The following is a 15,415-nucleotide window of genomic DNA, read 5'->3' on the forward strand; positions in this document are numbered from 1 at the left end:
TATCACCGGTTATTCGTAACCTAAAATCTTAAAGATGACTCTTGCGAGTCGTGTTTAAGATATTGCTCTTTAACAATCTGGAACAAGCTGAAAATTGAAACATGACGGCTGAAATTTATCCCTCCGTAGATGTACTGGGATAAAGAGTAACCTGTCATAGAGTCTCTCAAATGTTTGCAGCACGAACGATGGAAACATCTTCGGGTTGTGAGGTTAAGTGACTAAGCGTACACGGTGGATGCCTAGGCAGTCAGAGGCGATGAAGGGCGTGCTAATCTGCGAAAAGCGTCGGTAAGGTGATATGAACCGTTATAACCGGCGATACCCGAATGGGGAAACCCAGTGCAATTCGTTGCACTATCGTTAAGTGAATACATAGCTTAACGAGGCGAACCGGGGGAACTGAAACATCTAAGTACCCCGAGGAAAAGAAATCAACCGAGATTCCCCCAGTAGCGGCGAGCGAACGGGGAGGAGCCCAGAACCTGAATCAGTTCTTGTGTTAGTGGAAGCGTCTGGAAAGTCGCGCAGTAAAGGGTGATAGCCCCGTACACTAAAATGCATTGACTGTGAGTTCGATGAGTAGGGCGGGACACGTGACATCCTGTCTGAATATGGGGGGACCATCCTCCAAGGCTAAATACTCCTGACTGACCGATAGTGAACCAGTACCGTGAGGGAAAGGCGAAAAGAACCCCGGCGAGGGGAGTGAAATAGAACCTGAAACCGTGTACGTACAAGCAGTGGGAGCACCTTCGTGGTGTGACTGCGTACCTTTTGTATAATGGGTCAGCGACTTATATTTTGTAGCAAGGTTAACCGTATAGGGGAGCCGTAGGGAAACCGAGTCTTAACTGGGCGAATAGTTGCAAGGTATAGACCCGAAACCCGGTGATCTAGCCATGGGCAGGTTGAAGGTTGGGTAACACTAACTGGAGGACCGAACCGACTAATGTTGAAAAATTAGCGGATGACTTGTGGCTGGGGGTGAAAGGCCAATCAAACCGGGAGATAGCTGGTTCTCCCCGAAAGCTATTTAGGTAGCGCCTCGTGAACTCATCTTCGGGGGTAGAGCACTGTTTCGGCTAGGGGGCCATCCCGGCTTACCAAACCGATGCAAACTCCGAATACCGAAGAATGTTATCACGGGAGACACACGGCGGGTGCTAACGTCCGTCGTGAAGAGGGAAACAACCCAGACCGCCAGCTAAGGTCCCAAAGTCATGGTTAAGTGGGAAACGATGTGGGAAGGCATAGACAGCCAGGATGTTGGCTTAGAAGCAGCCATCATTTAAAGAAAGCGTAATAGCTCACTGGTCGAGTCGGCCTGCGCGGAAGATGTAACGGGGCTAAACCATGCACCGAAGCTGCGGCAGCGACGCTTAGGCGTTGTTGGGTAGGGGAGCGTTCTGTAAGCCGTTGAAGGTGGCCTGTGAGGGTTGCTGGAGGTATCAGAAGTGCGAATGCTGACATAAGTAACGATAAAGCGGGTGAAAAGCCCGCTCGCCGGAAGACCAAGGGTTCCTGTCCAACGTTAATCGGGGCAGGGTGAGTCGACCCCTAAGGCGAGGCCGAAAGGCGTAGTCGATGGGAAACAGGTTAATATTCCTGTACTCGGTGTTACTGCGAAGGGGGGACGGAGAAGGCTAGGCTAGCCGGGCGACGGTTGTCCCGGTTTAAGCGTGTAGGGGGAGTGACCCGGTAAATCCGGTTGCTTATTCAACCCTGAGGCGTGATGACGATGCACCACGGTGCAGAAGTAGTTGATGCCAAGCTTCCAGGAAAAGCCTCTAAGCATCAGGTAACACAGAATCGTACCCCAAACCGACACAGGTGGTCAGGTAGAGAATACCAAGGCGCTTGAGAGAACTCGGGTGAAGGAACTAGGCAAAATGGTGCCGTAACTTCGGGAGAAGGCACGCTGGCGCGTAGGTGAAGTCCCTTGCGGATGGAGCTGAAGCCAGTCGCAGATACCAGCTGGCTGCAACTGTTTAATAAAAACACAGCACTGTGCAAACACGAAAGTGGACGTATACGGTGTGACGCCTGCCCGGTGCTGGAAGGTTAATTGATGGGGTCAGCCGCAAGGCGAAGCTCTTGATCGAAGCCCCAGTAAACGGCGGCCGTAACTATAACGGTCCTAAGGTAGCGAAATTCCTTGTCGGGTAAGTTCCGACCTGCACGAATGGCGTAATGATGGCCAGGCTGTCTCCACCCGAGACTCAGTGAAATTGAACTCGCTGTGAAGATGCAGTGTACCCGCGGCAAGACGGAAAGACCCCGTGAACCTTTACTATAGCTTGACACTGAACATTGAGCCTTGATGTGTAGGATAGGTGGGAGGCTTTGAAGCGTGGACGCCAGTCTGCGTGGAGCCAACCTTGAAATACCACCCTTTAATGTTTGATGTTCTAACTCGGCCCCGTAATCCGGGGTGAGGACAGTGTCTGGTGGGTAGTTTGACTGGGGCGGTCTCCTCCCAAAGAGTAACGGAGGAGCACGAAGGTTAGCTAATCACGGTCGGACATCGTGAGGTTAGTGCAAAGGCATAAGCTAGCTTGACTGCGAGAGTGACGGCTCGAGCAGGTACGAAAGTAGGTCTTAGTGATCCGGTGGTTCTGAATGGAAGGGCCATCGCTCAACGGATAAAAGGTACTCCGGGGATAACAGGCTGATACCGCCCAAGAGTTCATATCGACGGCGGTGTTTGGCACCTCGATGTCGGCTCATCACATCCTGGGGCTGAAGTAGGTCCCAAGGGTATGGCTGTTCGCCATTTAAAGTGGTACGCGAGCTGGGTTTAGAACGTCGTGAGACAGTTCGGTCCCTATCTGCCGTGGGCGTTGGAAGATTGAGAGGGGTTGCTCCTAGTACGAGAGGACCGGAGTGAACGCACCACTGGTGTTCGGGTTGTCATGCCAATGGCACTGCCCGGTAGCTAAGTGCGGAAAAGATAAGCGCTGAAAGCATCTAAGCGCGAAACTTGCCTCGAGATGAGTCTTCCCTGGGCCTTTAAGGCCCCTGAAGGAACGTTTAAGACTAAGACGTTGATAGGCTGGGTGTGTAAGTGCAGCGATGCATTGAGCTAACCAGTACTAATGATCCGTGAGGCTTAACCTTACAACACCGAAGGTGTTTTAGAGACAAAATCGTCGGGAACGATTTTGAACGTCGCTTGCGACGGCCCCGTAGGGGTGAGTATCAGGATGATACGAATAACTCTAGATTTTCAGCGAAGTTCTTAGATTGGTTTCAATGGCGGCACGAGAGTGACGCGGTTGGAATGAAACAGAATTTGCCTGGCGGCAATAGCGCGGTGGTCCCACCTGACCCCATGCCGAACTCAGAAGTGAAACGCCGTAGCGCCGATGGTAGTGTGGGGTCTCCCCATGCGAGAGTAGGACACTGCCAGGCATCAAATAAACGTTACCAGCCTGACATCTGGTAATGAGCGAAATCGCCGAGGCGGTTTTGCCGGCATCGCGAGATGCAACGTAAAAGAATCGGTGGAGCGGTAGTTCAGTTGGTTAGAATACCTGCCTGTCACGCAGGGGGTCGCGGGTTCGAGCCCCGTCCGTTCCGCCACTTAATTGATAAGCCCTGAGTCTCTGACTCAGGGCTTTTTCATATGCAAAAATGCCGCAGTCCGGTGCCTTTTCAGCAAAATCTACGCCGCCGCTCCGGCTATTGTTGCCTATTAATCAAAAGTGTTATGCACAATAGGGCGTTTTTGATCAACAAAACAGTTGCCATAATCTCCGTCATATCGCATCTATTCGCTAACGAGAGAAAGACATTATGAGCATCCCCGCATTTGGTTTAGGTACCTTCCGCCTTCAGGATCAGGTTGTTATTGATTCGGTGCGCACCGCGCTGGAGCTGGGTTACCGCGCGATCGACACCGCGCAGATCTACGAGAATGAAGCGGCCGTCGGCCAGGCCATCGCCGCCAGCGGCGTCAAGCGCGAAGACCTGTTCATCACCACCAAGATTTGGATCGCCAACCTGGCGAAAGGCAAACTGATCCCCAGCCTGCAGGAAAGCCTGAGCAAGCTGCAGACCTCTTACGTCGATCTGACGCTGATCCACTGGCCGTCGCCGAACGACGAGGTGCCGGTGGCGGAGTTTATGGCCGAGCTGGTTGAGGCCAAGAAGCTGGGGCTGACCCGCCAAATCGGCATCTCCAACTTCACCATCGATCTTATGCAGCGGGCGATCGATGCCGTCGGCGCCGACCAGATCGCCACCAACCAGATTGAGCTGTCGCCGTATCTGCAGAACCGCAAAGTGGTGGAGTTCGCTCAACAGCACGGCATCGCCGTTACCTCCTACATGACGCTGGCTTACGGCAAGGCGCTGCAGGACGAGACCATTAAGCGCATTGCGGCGCGCCATCACGCCACCCCGGCGCAGGTGATCCTGGCTTGGGCATTGCGGCTGGGTTACGCGGTGATCCCGTCATCCACCAAACGTGAGAACCTGGCGAGCAATCTGTTGGCACAGCAGCTGCAGCTGACCGACGAAGACATGGCGCAGATCGCCACCTTGGAAAACAACGGCCGCCTGGTTAGCCCGGAAGGTCTGGCGCCAGACTGGGATTGATCCCCCTCGCTATACGTCATCAGGGCGCCCTTGGGGCGCCTTTTTTATTGTGCCAGGCGTTCGCTGACAAAATCGATAAAGCTGCGCAGACGGTTGCTGACTGCGCTGTCGCTGTAGTACACCGCATTAATCGGCATAGCGACCGGCAGGGTTTCTTTCACCAGAATCGGCACCAGATCGCCGCGCTTAATGTCTTCATCGATCATAAAGTCCGACAGGCAGGCGATACCGTTACCGTGCAGGCACAGGTGGCGTTGGGTCTCACCGCTGTTGGTGGTCAGCCCTGGGGTGATTTCCAGCTGGCGGCCGTCGGCACAGGCCAGCGGCCAGCGGTTCAGGCTGGGCAGATCGTTAAAACCGATGCAGCAGTGGTGTTCCAGATCTTCCACCTTTTGCGGGGTGCCGTTTTGCGCCAGGTAGGTGGGGGAGGCCAATAGGCGGCGGTAGCTGGTCATCAGTTTGCGCGCTTTCAGGCTGGAATCGGTCAGTTCGCCGACGCGGATGGCGATATCCACTTTACGCTCGATCAGATTGATAAAGTTTTCCGACGATACCAACGACAGCGACATCTCCGGATAGCGCGAACGGAATTCCGCGACCAGCGGCGTCAGCACGTGCAGCACCACCGGCGTGGCGGCGTCAACCCGCAACAGCCCCTGCGGGCGCTGGCGGCTTTCCATTAAGGCATTCTCCGCGGCGGCCATGTCGCTCAAAACCTTTTGCACCTGGCGGAAATAGCTTTCCCCTTCCTGAGTCAGGCTGATTTGGCGCGTGGTGCGGTTGAGCAGCGTGACGCCCAGCTTGGTTTCCAGCTTCTTCACGGTGCGGCTTACCACGGAATTGGCCTGTTCCAGGCGTTCCGCCGCCCGGCTGAAGCTGCCGCTTTCCACCACGGTGACGAAGGTGATCAATTCGTCGGAGTTTGCTTTCATTTTTGCTCCATTGGCAAAATTTATTTGAAATTTTGAGCATTTTTATCATTTAAGCATAGGCCGATAATAGCCGTCATCAACCTGAACGCTATTTTGGAGTAAAAAATGCCTCTCGCATTACTTGCATTGACCATCAGTGCCTTTGCCATCGGCACTACGGAGTTTGTGATCGTCGGCCTGATCCCGACCATTGCGGAACAGCTTGGGGTGACGGTGCCGTCCGCCGGGCTGCTGGTGACCATCTACGCCATCGGCGTGGCGATCGGCGCCCCGGTGCTGACGGCCCTGACCGGCCGCGTACCGCGCAAGTTGCTGTTGGTTGGGCTGATGGTGCTGTTCACTCTCGGCAACCTGCTGGCCTGGCAGTCGCCGAGCTATGAGTCGCTGGTGATCGCCCGCCTGCTGACTGGCCTGGCGCACGGCGTGTTCTTCTCGATCGGTTCCACCATCGCGACCAGCCTGGTGGCGAAAGAGAAGGCGGCTTCCGCCATCGCCATCATGTTTGGCGGCCTGACCGTGGCGCTGGTGACCGGTGTGCCGTTGGGCACCTTTATCGGCCAACACTTCGGCTGGCGGGAAACCTTCCTGGCGGTGTCGTTGATCGGCGTGATCGCTACCGTCGCCAGCATTATTTTGGTGCCGAACAACATTAAAAATCAGGCCAGCGCAAGCATTGGCGAGCAGCTTAAAGTGCTGACCCATCCGCGCCTGCTGCTGATTTACGCTATCACCGCTCTCGGTTACGGCGGGGTGTTCACTACCTTTACCTTCCTGGCGCCGATGATGCAGGAACTGGCGGGCTTCTCCGCTCCGGCGGTGAGCTGGATCCTGCTGGCGTACGGCATTGCGGTCGCCGTCGGTAACATCTGGGGCGGCAAGCTGGCGGACCGTCACGGTGCGGTGCGGGCGCTGAGCTTAATCTTCGCCGCGCTGGCCGCGCTGTTGCTGGTATTTCAGTTCACCGCCAGCCACAGCATCGCCGCGCTGGCGACGGTGATTGTGATGGGGGTGTTCGCCTTCGGCAACGTACCGGGCCTGCAGGTTTACGTAGTGCAGAAAGCCGAACAGTACACGCCGAATGCGGTAGACGTGGCCTCCGGCCTGAACATCGCGGCCTTTAACGTTGGCATCGCCCTTGGCTCGGTGATTGGCGGCCAAACCGTTGCTTCACTGGGGCTGGCGCAAACGCCGTGGATTGGCGCGCTGATTGTGGTGGGCGCACTGTTGCTGGTTGGCCTCAGCGGCCGGTTGGACAAAAAGTATCAGCCCCAGACCGCCTGACAGGCTAATGTCGCTGTCACTCAGGCCCGCTTTGCGGGCCTTTTCGCATTTCTCACCCGTTGTTGCTCACCTTTACACAGCTATACCCTCGGAAGATTGAAATCCCTCCCTGTCCCCCCTATAACTGAAAGGATATGCCCCGTAAAAGCCATGCCTTGAGCGTAAGGCGGGCGTATAATCTATGCATTGTTGGCGGATCTCTCTCCGTCAGTTTCATCCTAATGGGAAATAGGCGAATAGCGTGCCGAAACGAACTTATGCAATGAGGTATGTTGCAGGCCAGCCGGTTGAGCGAATTTTCCCTGGCGCCATCAATCAACCATTGCCGCCAGGGGCCGCATTGCCGACGGCCGGCGCTCTGCGCGTGATGGTGTGGAACATCTTTAAGCAGCAACGGGCCGATTGGCTTTCAGTGCTGAAAAGCTACGGCAAAGATGCGCAGCTGGTGCTGTTGCAAGAAGCGCAGACCACGCCAGAGCTGGTGAGCTACGCGACCGCCAACTACCTGGCGGCCGATCAGGTGCCGGCATTCGCGTTGCCGCAGCATCCTTCCGGCGTGATGACGCTGGCGGCGGCGCATCCGGTATATTGCTGCCCGCTGCGGGAGCGCGAACCTTTGTTGCGCCTGGCCAAATCGGCGCTGATTACCGTCTATCCGCTGTTTAACGGCCAGCTGTTGATGGTGGTGAATATCCATGCGGTGAACTTTAGCCTGGGTGTTGACGTTTACAGCAAACAGCTGGGGCCGATTGGCGAGCAGATCGCCAGCCATCAGGGGCCGGTGATTATGGCGGGGGACTTTAATGCCTGGAGCCGCAAACGCATCAATGCGTTGTATGAGTTCGCCGGCGACATGGCGTTGCGCGAGGTGAGCTTCACTGACGATCACCGCCGCAAGGCCTTTGGGCGGCCGCTCGACTTTGTGTTTTACCGTAACCTGGGCGTGGCCGAAGCCTCGGTGTTGGTGACCAGCGCTTCGGATCATAACCCGCTGTTGGTGGAGTTCCATCCGGAGAAAGACAAACCGCACTGGTGAATGTCAGACAATAAAAAAGCACCCCGAAGGGTGCTTTTTTGTGCCGGAAATTTAGGTCTCCGGCGTCAGTTTGTTGCCGACAAACAAGGTCAGCTTCAGACCGGGCTGCAGGCTGTTGCCTTTGCCGAGCGTTGAGTTCCAACGCATCACGTCGTTAATATCGACGCCGTGACGACGTGCGATACTGGCCAGCGAGTCACCTTTACGAACCTGATAGGTGATGCTGCTGTTACTGCCGGTATTGCTGGCCACTTGCAGGGTTTGCCCAACTTTTAAGGCACTCTTGGTGCGCAAGTTGTTCCAACTCTGCAAATCGCTGGTCTTGATATTCAACCGCTTTGCAATGCCCGATAAGGTGTCGCCGGAGCGCACTTTATACGAGCTGCCGCCAGACAAGCCGCTGTTTTTCGCCAACTGGGTGGTTGGCTGAGCTACAGCGATCTGGCCATCGGCCAGCGAGTCTTTCAGCTGATCGGCATTGCCTTTGGGAACCATGATGTAATGGGGCCCGTTGGGTGCCGTAACGCCTTTTTTGTAACCTGGGTTGTAAGCCTTCATCTTGGTGACCGAAAGCCCAGCCATCTCAGCCGCCTGAGTCAACTGTATTTGCTGCCCGACATCGATTCGCGCCAGCGCACGGGTTTCATCAGTCTTAGGAAGCTTGATGCCGTACTTTTTGCTGTTTTTGATGATGTCGCTCAGCGCCAGCATTTTCGGGACATAAATTGACGTTTCACGCGGAAGCGACAGTGCCCAGAAATTGGTTGGCTTACCCTGACGTTTGTTTGCCTTCACCGCTTGCATCACGCGGCCTTCACCACTGTTATAGGCGGCTACGGTCAGTAACCAGTCGCCATTAAACATGCGGTTCAAGCGCTGCATCATGTTAAGCGCAGCGGTCGTCGAGGCCACGACATCACGTCGCCCGTCATACCACTGATTGTTTTTCAAACCATAATTACGACCCGTTTGCGGCACGATTTGCCATAGCCCTGCGGCATTGGCACTTGACGTGGCGTGTGGGTCAAAAGCGCTCTCCACTATGGGTAGCAGTACCAGTTCCATCGGCATATTGCGTTTCTTAATCTGCCCGACTATCCAGTACATGTACGGCTCTGCCCGTAATGTTACATCGTGGAGATAGCTCTTACTTTTTAAGTACTTTCTTTTTTGATCACGGATCCGGGAATTTTCCGGAACCCCCATCTTCAGCTCGTCGCTAATGAAGTTCCACAGGTCTTGTTGCGCGGCCGGGCTATTATTATCTAGCCACCGCGCCGAGCTCGCTCGACCATTCGCTGTGTACTCTCCTGCTTCACTTTCTTGACCTGCCGAAGACAAACTCTGTGCATGCTGTTCTGGGGCCGGCGCGTCCTGCCTGGACGACTGGCACCCCACTAGCAAGACTGAGGCGAGAAATATCGCTTTAGCCTTCATGTGTGTGTCAATATAGTTGCTTAAAAGACGAGCAATCATACTTTGCTTCGTCAAATAACACAACTAAAAGCTCAGAAGTTATCTTTCCGCAGGCGTAATTCGGAAAAAACCGAATGAAGGCTTTCGGGGGGCGAATTAAAGCCTAATTTGTTTTGTAAATCAGTGTCATGGCAGCGTAAAAATAGGTTAATTTTACGCTCTAATTGCAGCGTAGTGGGCACGCTGGGTTGGCCTTTTGCCCTTAAGGCTTCAACATGTTGTTGATATGTTTCAATCTCTCGATCTTCCGGCAAAATAGCCCGCGCAAACTTAAGATTTGAAAGAGTATATTCATGCGCGCAGCAAATTAAGGTGTTATCGGGAAGTTGCGCGAGTTGTTGAAATGCGTCGTACATTTGTTTTGCCGTGCCTTCAAATAATCTTCCGCAGCCGGCGGAAAAAATTGTGTCGCCGCAAAACAGGTAAGGCGCACTATAGAATGCCACGTGGCCTAAGGTATGTCCGGGAACCGCGATCGTTGCGTACTGGCGCCCATTGATTTCGAAGCTATCACCGTCACGTACGATATGATTCGCGCCTTTATCCGCCGTTTCCTGCGGCCCGTATACCGGCAGGCCGGGGTACTGCGCCGTTAGCTGCGCCACGCCGCCAACGTGATCGTGATGATGGTGGGTCAGCAGAATCGCATCCGGCGTCAGCTGCAGGCGTTGCAACGCCTCAAGCACCGGCTGCGCCTCGCCCGGATCGACGATCGTGCAGTGGCCCCGCCGGTCATCCAATAACCAAATGTAATTGTCCTGGAAGGCGGGAATGCTGATAAGATTCATGTTGTACCTCTCGTTGGCAACGGCTTGAAAGAAGATAATAAATCATGAAACCAGCCCATACTCTACAAAAGCTCACCGGCCCACAGTCATGGGCCGAGCTGCCGTGGGGGGAATACTATCGTGAGGCGCTTGAGCGGCAGTTGCAACCCTGGTGGTCAAAGCTGTTCGGTTTCCACCTGCTGAAGCTCGGCAACCTCAGCGCCGGTTTGGCGACGGACAAATGCGCCATTTCGCATCAGGTCAACGTGGGCCTGGAGGGAGAAGGGCTGCAGGTGATCGCCGATGCCTACCAGCTACCGTTCGCCGCCAAGTCGGTCGATGCCTGCCTGCTGGCACATACGCTGTCCTATGCGGACGATCCGCACCGCCTGCTGCGCGAAGTTGACCGGGTGTTGATCGACGACGGTTGGCTGGTCGTCAGCAGTTTCAATCCGTTCAGCCTGCTGGGATTGGGCAAGCTGGTGCCTGGGCTGCGCCATCGCCAGCCCTACGCCAGCCGCATGTTTACCCAGATGCGGCTGCTGGATTGGCTCAGCCTGCTGAATTATGAAGTGCTGCACCAGGCGCGGTTTCACGTGCTGCCGTGGCACCGCAAGGGCGGCAAGTTTTTGTGTACGCACCTGCCGGCGCTGGGATGCATGAGCGTGATTGTGGCGCGCAAGCGAACCTTGCCGCTGACGCCGACGCCGATGAAGGTGGGAGCGAGGAAACCCTCTCTCAGCCGCGCGGTGGGCGCGACCAAGAGTTATCGCAAACTGCCTTAGGCTTCCGGTTTGTAACCCACGTCTTCCTGGGTCGGATTACCGGCTGCATCGCGCGCCAAAACGTCGCAACGTTCGTTCTCCGGGTGGCCGGCGTGGCCTTTGACCCATTCCCATTTAACGTTGTGGCGCTGAATGGCCAGATCCAGCCGTTGCCACAGATCGACATTTTTGACCGGTTTTTTGTCGGCGGTTTTCCAGCCGCGCTTTTTCCAGTTGTGGATCCAGCTGGTGATGCCCTGGCGCACATACTGGCTGTCGGTGCTGAGGATCACTTCGCACGGCGAAGTCAGCGCTTCCAATGCGACGATTGCCGCCATCATCTCCATGCGGTTGTTGGTGGTCAGGCGATAGCCTGCGCTGAAGGTTTTCTCAACCTGCTTGTAGCGCAAGATTGCGCCGTAACCACCGGGGCCGGGGTTGCCAAGGCAGGAGCCGTCGGTGAAAATTTCTACCTGTTTGAGCATCTCTGGTAGACTCTTCCTATCAGTTTTATAAAAGCCAAGTCTGACATAAACGAGCGCTGTGAGCACTGCAATATGATCTCAACCACCACTACCAGACAGATCGTCCTCGATACCGAAACCACCGGTATGAACAAACTCGGGGTGCATTACGAAGGTCACCGCATCATCGAAATCGGTGCGGTGGAAGTGATTAACCGCCGTCTGACCGGGCGTCATTATCACGTCTACGTCAAGCCGGACCGGCTGGTGGACCCGGAAGCCTATGGCGTACACGGCATCAGCGACGAGTTCCTGGCCGACAAACCGACCTTTGATCAAATCGCCGACGAGTTCCTCGACTTCATTCGCGGCGGCGAGTTGGTGATCCATAACGCGGCGTTCGACATCGGCTTTATGGATCACGAATTCCGCATGATGCAGCGGGGCATTCCGAAGACCGAGACCTTCTGCACCATTACCGACAGCCTATTGATGGCGCGCCGCCTGTTCCCGGGCAAGCGCAACAACCTCGACGCCCTGTGCGGCCGTTATGAGATAGACAACAGCAAGCGTACGCTGCACGGCGCATTGCTCGATGCCGAGATCCTGGCGGAAGTCTATCTGGCGATGACCGGCGGCCAGACGTCGATGGCGTTTCAGATGGAGGGCGACACCCAGCAGGCCGACGCCACCCAGGATATTCAGCGCATTGTTCGCCCGGCGACCGCCATGAAGGTGGTTTACGCCAGCGATGAAGAAGTGCTGGCCCATGAGGCGCGCTTGGATCTGGTGGCTAAAAAGGGCGGCAGCTGCCTGTGGCGGGCGGAAACAGCCGAATAATAGCCTGTGGCGCGCCTTCGCTGAAAAACTGTGCAAACGGTTCATTTGGTGAGAAAAAGGCGTTGACGGAATTGAGGGGCGTCCGTAATATGCGCCTCGTTCCCCCGCAAGAGGGAATGGCGCGGAGCGGTAGTTCAGTTGGTTAGAATACCTGCCTGTCACGCAGGGGGTCGCGGGTTCGAGCCCCGTCCGTTCCGCCACTATTCAGACCCCAAGCTTTAACGAGCTTGGGGTTTTTCGTTTTTGTGGCTTAGCTGCTGCAGCATCACGATCGCCCCAATATATTATCCTCGCACTAAGCGACGAGGTATTTTCCTCCCCCTGCCCGGTATTATTTCTTGGCCGGCCGCTGCGGCAAAGCCGATTTACCGAGATTGTTGCCCATACGGTTTTTTAATGTCGATAGGCTATAGAGGCCAATCTGATTGGGTTGGCGTTGGCTGATATCGGCATCAAACCTCGTCAAGGGGGTTCCCGCCGCTCTCGGCACGGCAGGTGGAGACATCAGTTGTTGATAACAGTCGTAGGGTAACGCCCGATATCCATTGATCTCAACCTCCATGCACGAGCTTGCCGGCGCGGCGGGGCTGGCACCGTCCGCATAACAGTACATCGATGCGCCATACAGCAGCAGCGCCGACGCAATCTTGTTCTTCAATCGATTTTTCATCGGAATATCATCCGCGAGTGTGAAGGATGGCGCCGCATATTCGTTTACGGCGACGGCAGGTTCCATACCCTCTTTCTTATAGCAATCGATATCGTTGGGCAATAAACCGGGAAAATAATAATAAAACGGTCATAAATTACGGTTAGGTTACTGTTTGCATCCTCGTGCTGCGTCCTCATTTCACTGTTATATGCGCTGGGATTTAAGTGAGAAAAATCACTCTTCTACCGTTAACCGGACGCCATTTGCTGTTAGTTCTGTGGGTTGTCAGTGCTTTCGTCTGGCCTGGCGGGGGCGCAACGGCGACGCGGGATGGTGCGAATCAACAGATGAATTTCGATATTCCCTCATTGCCGTTATTTCAGGCATTGGCGCGTTACGGTGAGATATCGGGTTTCGCCGTATTGGTGGATAGCGATCTGGCGGCCAACCGGCGTTCTGCGGCGATTAAGGGGCGTTTTGACCCCTATTCGGCCTTGCGATATTTACTCCAGGGGACCGGGTTAAACGCACACTACGCCGGCGCCAGCGCCTTCACGCTTGTGGCGGCCAGCCCGGGAACGCAGCGGGAGAGGGAGGCGGCAGGCGGCGGTGATGTCTCCACGCCTGGGCTGGGGGGGCATCGGTTTGGCGTATTTTTGCAGCAGTCGCTGCTGCGCGCATTATGCCAAACGCCACAAACCCGCCCCGGCAATTACCGGGCGGTCATACAGATCTGGCTGAATGCACAAGGTTTGGTCGAGCGGGTCAGGCTGATAGATTCAACAGGATCACTACAACGGGATAATGCCATCCTGAAACAAATAAAAGGATTACGTCTGGCTGGGGAAATGCGCGTGCGTTTGCCTCAGCCGCTGACAATTTTAGTTTTGCCGGAGGAAGGAACCGCAAAGGCGTGCCGAACGCATGACGCATAACGGCATTTACTGGGGGAAGAAGAAAAATGCGCCGGCACTTTCTTGCTTACTATGATGCATTACGCAAAAGGCTTAAATATCGCCTGGGTTCCGAAGATTTGGCGAACGATGTCCTGCACGAAACTTACCTGCGAATAGAACAGCGCGACGATGAGCTGAAGGTGCGCAATCCTCAGGCCTATTTGTATCGCACCGCTCTGAACGTCGCTTATGATCAGCACGTCAACACGCCCCGTTTGCTGAACGTGGATGAAATCGATGAACTTTTGTTGTTGGAAGATGAGACGCAGGATCCGGCGCGAATTGTGCACGCCAGGAATGAAGTGAACGAATTACAAAAAGTGTTGCATCAACTGCCCTGGCGGCAGCAAGAAATCTTGATCGCCTCGCGTCTGGAGGGCATTTCGCATCGGGAGATCGCGCAACGTTTTCATATTTCGACCAGAATGGTGGAGAAGGAATTGAAAGCGGCGCTAACGGTTTGCGGCAGGCGCATGGCGCGAAAAGTCATCCAGCAGTTCGGTCCCGGGGCGGAAAAAACGTCTAAATAATGCCCTCCGGGGCGAGGTTGAAATGTGCTGATGTTTCCGGGCCTGAAATGGCCGATACGGGCATGAAGGAGAAGTTTTGAGTCATGAGCTATTTTGAATGGCGGGCGAAGAACCTGTTGGCGCGTGAGGCCAGAAACTGGCTGGTGCATCTTACTTCGGGGCGTGCGACCACCGACGATGCGGACGCTTTTCGTCAATGGTACCAGAAAAGCCCGCAACATTACGCTGCGTTCAATGAGGTAAAACGCCTGTGGCGGCAGCTGGAGCCGGCGATGGCCGCCACACTTGCACCCGATGCGGGGTCCCGGCGCGATAGCGCATCGGTGCCCAACTGGGGGCGCAGGGCATTTCTGGGCGCCGCCGCGGCATCTGCCGGCGCTTTTTTGCTTAAGCCGGATTTCTTCCTGAATCCTGAAGTGAGCTTTCAGGGGCTGACGAGCGATTATCAAACGGCGACCGGCGAGCAAAAGAATATCTTGCTGCAAGGCAACGTCTCGGTCGAGATGAACACGCTGACGCGTATCGATCTGCGCCCGGCAGGCATTGCTCTGAAGACCGGCGAGGCGCAAATTCGCGCTCAGGCGATGAGCATTCCGCAGCTGGTGGTGTATGCGAACGGCGGCGAAGTGTATGCCAAAACGGCCGATTTCAATATTCGCAATTTGGACAATCAGGTCAGCGTCACCTGCCTGGCCGGCGAGGTGTCCGTGATGTGTCAGGCGACGAAACGCGGGCTGCAAGCCGGTCAACAGCTGACCTACAGCGCATCCGGCATGGGGCCGGTGGTGCAGGCCAATACCGAGCAAGTCATCGCCTGGCAGCGGCGCCTGCTTATTTTCAATCATCAGCCCCTCTACCTGGTTATCGAAGAAATTAATCGCTACAGGCCGGGCAAAATCATTTTGTTGAACAGCCAGCTGGGGCAGCGCCTGGTTCAGGCGCGGTTTAAGCTGGATCAGCTGGAAACCGTGGCTGCGCTTATTCGCGATGCCTACGGCGCCAGGGTAACGAATCTGCCGGGGGGGATCGTGGTGCTGAGCTAAGGGCGGCCATAGACCATTAAGTTTTTATGACATCAGTTCGGTCATCGCGGCGGATCGCAGTCATTCACTGAG

Annotated in this window: 13 protein-coding genes, 2 tRNA genes and 2 rRNA genes; 12 read left to right on the top strand and 5 right to left on the bottom strand. The window is 55.4% G+C overall.

The window, feature by feature from the left end:
* Positions 1 to 211: 211 nt before the first annotated feature.
* The 4 genes from KHA73_RS03940 to dkgB all read left to right on the top strand — a co-directional run bounded on the left by KHA73_RS03940 (position 212) and on the right by dkgB (position 4,602).
* Positions 212 to 3,120 (top strand): 23S ribosomal RNA (locus tag KHA73_RS03940).
* A gap of 178 nt (positions 3,121 to 3,298) precedes the next feature.
* A 5S ribosomal RNA gene (gene rrf / locus KHA73_RS03945) occupies positions 3,299 to 3,414 on the top strand.
* Positions 3,415 to 3,508: 94 nt separating this feature from the next.
* Positions 3,509 to 3,585 (top strand) — tRNA-Asp (locus KHA73_RS03950).
* 213 nt (positions 3,586 to 3,798) lie between these two features.
* On the top strand, positions 3,799 to 4,602 hold the full coding sequence (gene dkgB / locus KHA73_RS03955) for a 2,5-didehydrogluconate reductase DkgB (protein WP_234589132.1): 804 nt from the start codon (positions 3,799 to 3,801) through the stop codon (positions 4,600 to 4,602).
* A gap of 44 nt (positions 4,603 to 4,646) precedes the next feature.
* On the opposite strand, the gene yafC is transcribed toward dkgB, so the two are convergent.
* Positions 4,647 to 5,534, bottom strand: coding sequence for a DNA-binding transcriptional regulator YafC (yafC, locus tag KHA73_RS03960; protein ID WP_234589134.1), 888 nt, complete (start codon positions 5,532 to 5,534; stop codon positions 4,647 to 4,649).
* 105 nt (positions 5,535 to 5,639) lie between these two features.
* Here yafC and KHA73_RS03965 point away from each other — a divergent pair, with 105 nt between their 5' ends.
* Together KHA73_RS03965 and KHA73_RS03970 are read left to right on the top strand one after the other, a co-directional pair.
* Positions 5,640 to 6,815: an MFS transporter gene (locus KHA73_RS03965; protein ID WP_234589136.1), complete on the top strand. Its 1,176-nt coding sequence runs from the start codon at positions 5,640 to 5,642 to the stop codon at positions 6,813 to 6,815.
* Positions 6,816 to 7,056: 241 nt separating this feature from the next.
* A complete protein-coding gene (locus KHA73_RS03970) occupies positions 7,057 to 7,851 on the top strand; it encodes an endonuclease/exonuclease/phosphatase family protein (RefSeq protein WP_261082638.1) in 795 nt (264 codons plus the stop codon).
* A 51-nt stretch (positions 7,852 to 7,902) separates the two neighbouring features.
* On the opposite strand, the gene mltD is transcribed toward KHA73_RS03970, so the two are convergent.
* Both mltD and gloB read right to left on the bottom strand, forming a co-directional pair.
* Positions 7,903 to 9,288, bottom strand: coding sequence for a murein transglycosylase D (mltD, locus tag KHA73_RS03975; RefSeq protein ID WP_234591183.1), 1,386 nt, complete (start codon positions 9,286 to 9,288; stop codon positions 7,903 to 7,905).
* 71 nt (positions 9,289 to 9,359) lie between these two features.
* Positions 9,360 to 10,115, bottom strand: coding sequence for a hydroxyacylglutathione hydrolase (gloB, locus tag KHA73_RS03980; protein WP_234589146.1), 756 nt, complete (start codon positions 10,113 to 10,115; stop codon positions 9,360 to 9,362).
* Between the two features lie 44 nt (positions 10,116 to 10,159).
* Here gloB and KHA73_RS03985 point away from each other — a divergent pair, with 44 nt between their 5' ends.
* Positions 10,160 to 10,879, top strand: coding sequence for a class I SAM-dependent methyltransferase (locus KHA73_RS03985; RefSeq protein WP_234589147.1), 720 nt, complete (start codon positions 10,160 to 10,162; stop codon positions 10,877 to 10,879).
* Here the strand turns inward: KHA73_RS03985 and rnhA are convergent.
* A complete protein-coding gene (gene rnhA / locus KHA73_RS03990; RefSeq protein WP_380740773.1) occupies positions 10,876 to 11,343 on the bottom strand; it encodes a ribonuclease HI in 468 nt (155 codons plus the stop codon). The two genes, KHA73_RS03985 and rnhA, sit on opposite strands and share 4 nt — an antisense overlap.
* A 75-nt stretch (positions 11,344 to 11,418) precedes the next feature.
* Between rnhA and dnaQ the strand changes: the two genes are divergently transcribed.
* Entirely contained in the window at positions 11,419 to 12,162 is a 744-nt protein-coding gene (gene dnaQ / locus KHA73_RS03995; protein WP_380740780.1) for a DNA polymerase III subunit epsilon, read from the top strand.
* A gap of 123 nt (positions 12,163 to 12,285) precedes the next feature.
* A tRNA-Asp gene (locus KHA73_RS04000) sits at positions 12,286 to 12,362 on the top strand.
* Between the two features lie 131 nt (positions 12,363 to 12,493).
* Here the strand turns inward: KHA73_RS04000 and KHA73_RS04005 are convergent.
* Positions 12,494 to 12,898 (bottom strand): hypothetical protein, encoded by a 405-nt coding sequence (locus KHA73_RS04005; protein WP_234589151.1) that lies wholly within the window; start codon positions 12,896 to 12,898, stop codon positions 12,494 to 12,496.
* Positions 12,899 to 13,161: 263 nt separating this feature from the next.
* Here KHA73_RS04005 and KHA73_RS04010 point away from each other — a divergent pair, with 263 nt between their 5' ends.
* The 3 genes from KHA73_RS04010 (at position 13,162) to KHA73_RS04020 (ending at position 15,343) form a co-directional block, all read left to right on the top strand.
* Positions 13,162 to 13,749 carry a secretin and TonB N-terminal domain-containing protein gene (locus KHA73_RS04010; RefSeq protein WP_234589156.1) on the top strand — a complete coding sequence of 196 codons (588 nt, stop codon included), beginning with the start codon at positions 13,162 to 13,164 and terminating at the stop codon, positions 13,747 to 13,749.
* A gap of 26 nt (positions 13,750 to 13,775) precedes the next feature.
* Positions 13,776 to 14,300: an RNA polymerase sigma factor gene (locus KHA73_RS04015; protein ID WP_234589157.1), complete on the top strand. Its 525-nt coding sequence runs from the start codon at positions 13,776 to 13,778 to the stop codon at positions 14,298 to 14,300.
* A gap of 83 nt (positions 14,301 to 14,383) precedes the next feature.
* Complete coding sequence (locus tag KHA73_RS04020) at positions 14,384 to 15,343, top strand: FecR family protein (RefSeq protein WP_234589158.1); 960 nt, start codon at positions 14,384 to 14,386, stop codon at positions 15,341 to 15,343.
* Positions 15,344 to 15,415 lie beyond the last annotated feature (72 nt).

The sequence above is a fragment of the Serratia entomophila genome (genome assembly GCF_021462285.1).
Taxonomy (GTDB): Bacteria; Pseudomonadota; Gammaproteobacteria; order Enterobacterales; family Enterobacteriaceae; genus Serratia; species Serratia entomophila.

What these genes read in the sequence shown, in the direction of transcription:
- KHA73_RS04010 (WP_234589156.1), top strand. Translation starts at nt 13,162, where the DNA reads ATGAATTTCGATATTCCCTCATTGCCGTTATTTCAGGCATTGGCGCGT.
- KHA73_RS04005 (WP_234589151.1), bottom strand. Translation starts at nt 12,898, where the DNA reads ATGGAACCTGCCGTCGCCGTAAACGAATATGCGGCGCCATCCTTCACA.
- KHA73_RS04015 (WP_234589157.1), top strand. Translation starts at nt 13,776, where the DNA reads ATGCGCCGGCACTTTCTTGCTTACTATGATGCATTACGCAAAAGGCTT.
- KHA73_RS03985 (WP_234589147.1), top strand. Translation starts at nt 10,160, where the DNA reads ATGAAACCAGCCCATACTCTACAAAAGCTCACCGGCCCACAGTCATGG.
- KHA73_RS03965 (WP_234589136.1), top strand. Translation starts at nt 5,640, where the DNA reads ATGCCTCTCGCATTACTTGCATTGACCATCAGTGCCTTTGCCATCGGC.
- mltD (WP_234591183.1), bottom strand. Translation starts at nt 9,288, where the DNA reads ATGAAGGCTAAAGCGATATTTCTCGCCTCAGTCTTGCTAGTGGGGTGC.
- KHA73_RS04020 (WP_234589158.1), top strand. Translation starts at nt 14,384, where the DNA reads ATGAGCTATTTTGAATGGCGGGCGAAGAACCTGTTGGCGCGTGAGGCC.
- rnhA (WP_380740773.1), bottom strand. Translation starts at nt 11,343, where the DNA reads ATGCTCAAACAGGTAGAAATTTTCACCGACGGCTCCTGCCTTGGCAAC.
- dkgB (WP_234589132.1), top strand. Translation starts at nt 3,799, where the DNA reads ATGAGCATCCCCGCATTTGGTTTAGGTACCTTCCGCCTTCAGGATCAG.
- gloB (WP_234589146.1), bottom strand. Translation starts at nt 10,115, where the DNA reads ATGAATCTTATCAGCATTCCCGCCTTCCAGGACAATTACATTTGGTTA.
- yafC (WP_234589134.1), bottom strand. Translation starts at nt 5,534, where the DNA reads ATGAAAGCAAACTCCGACGAATTGATCACCTTCGTCACCGTGGTGGAA.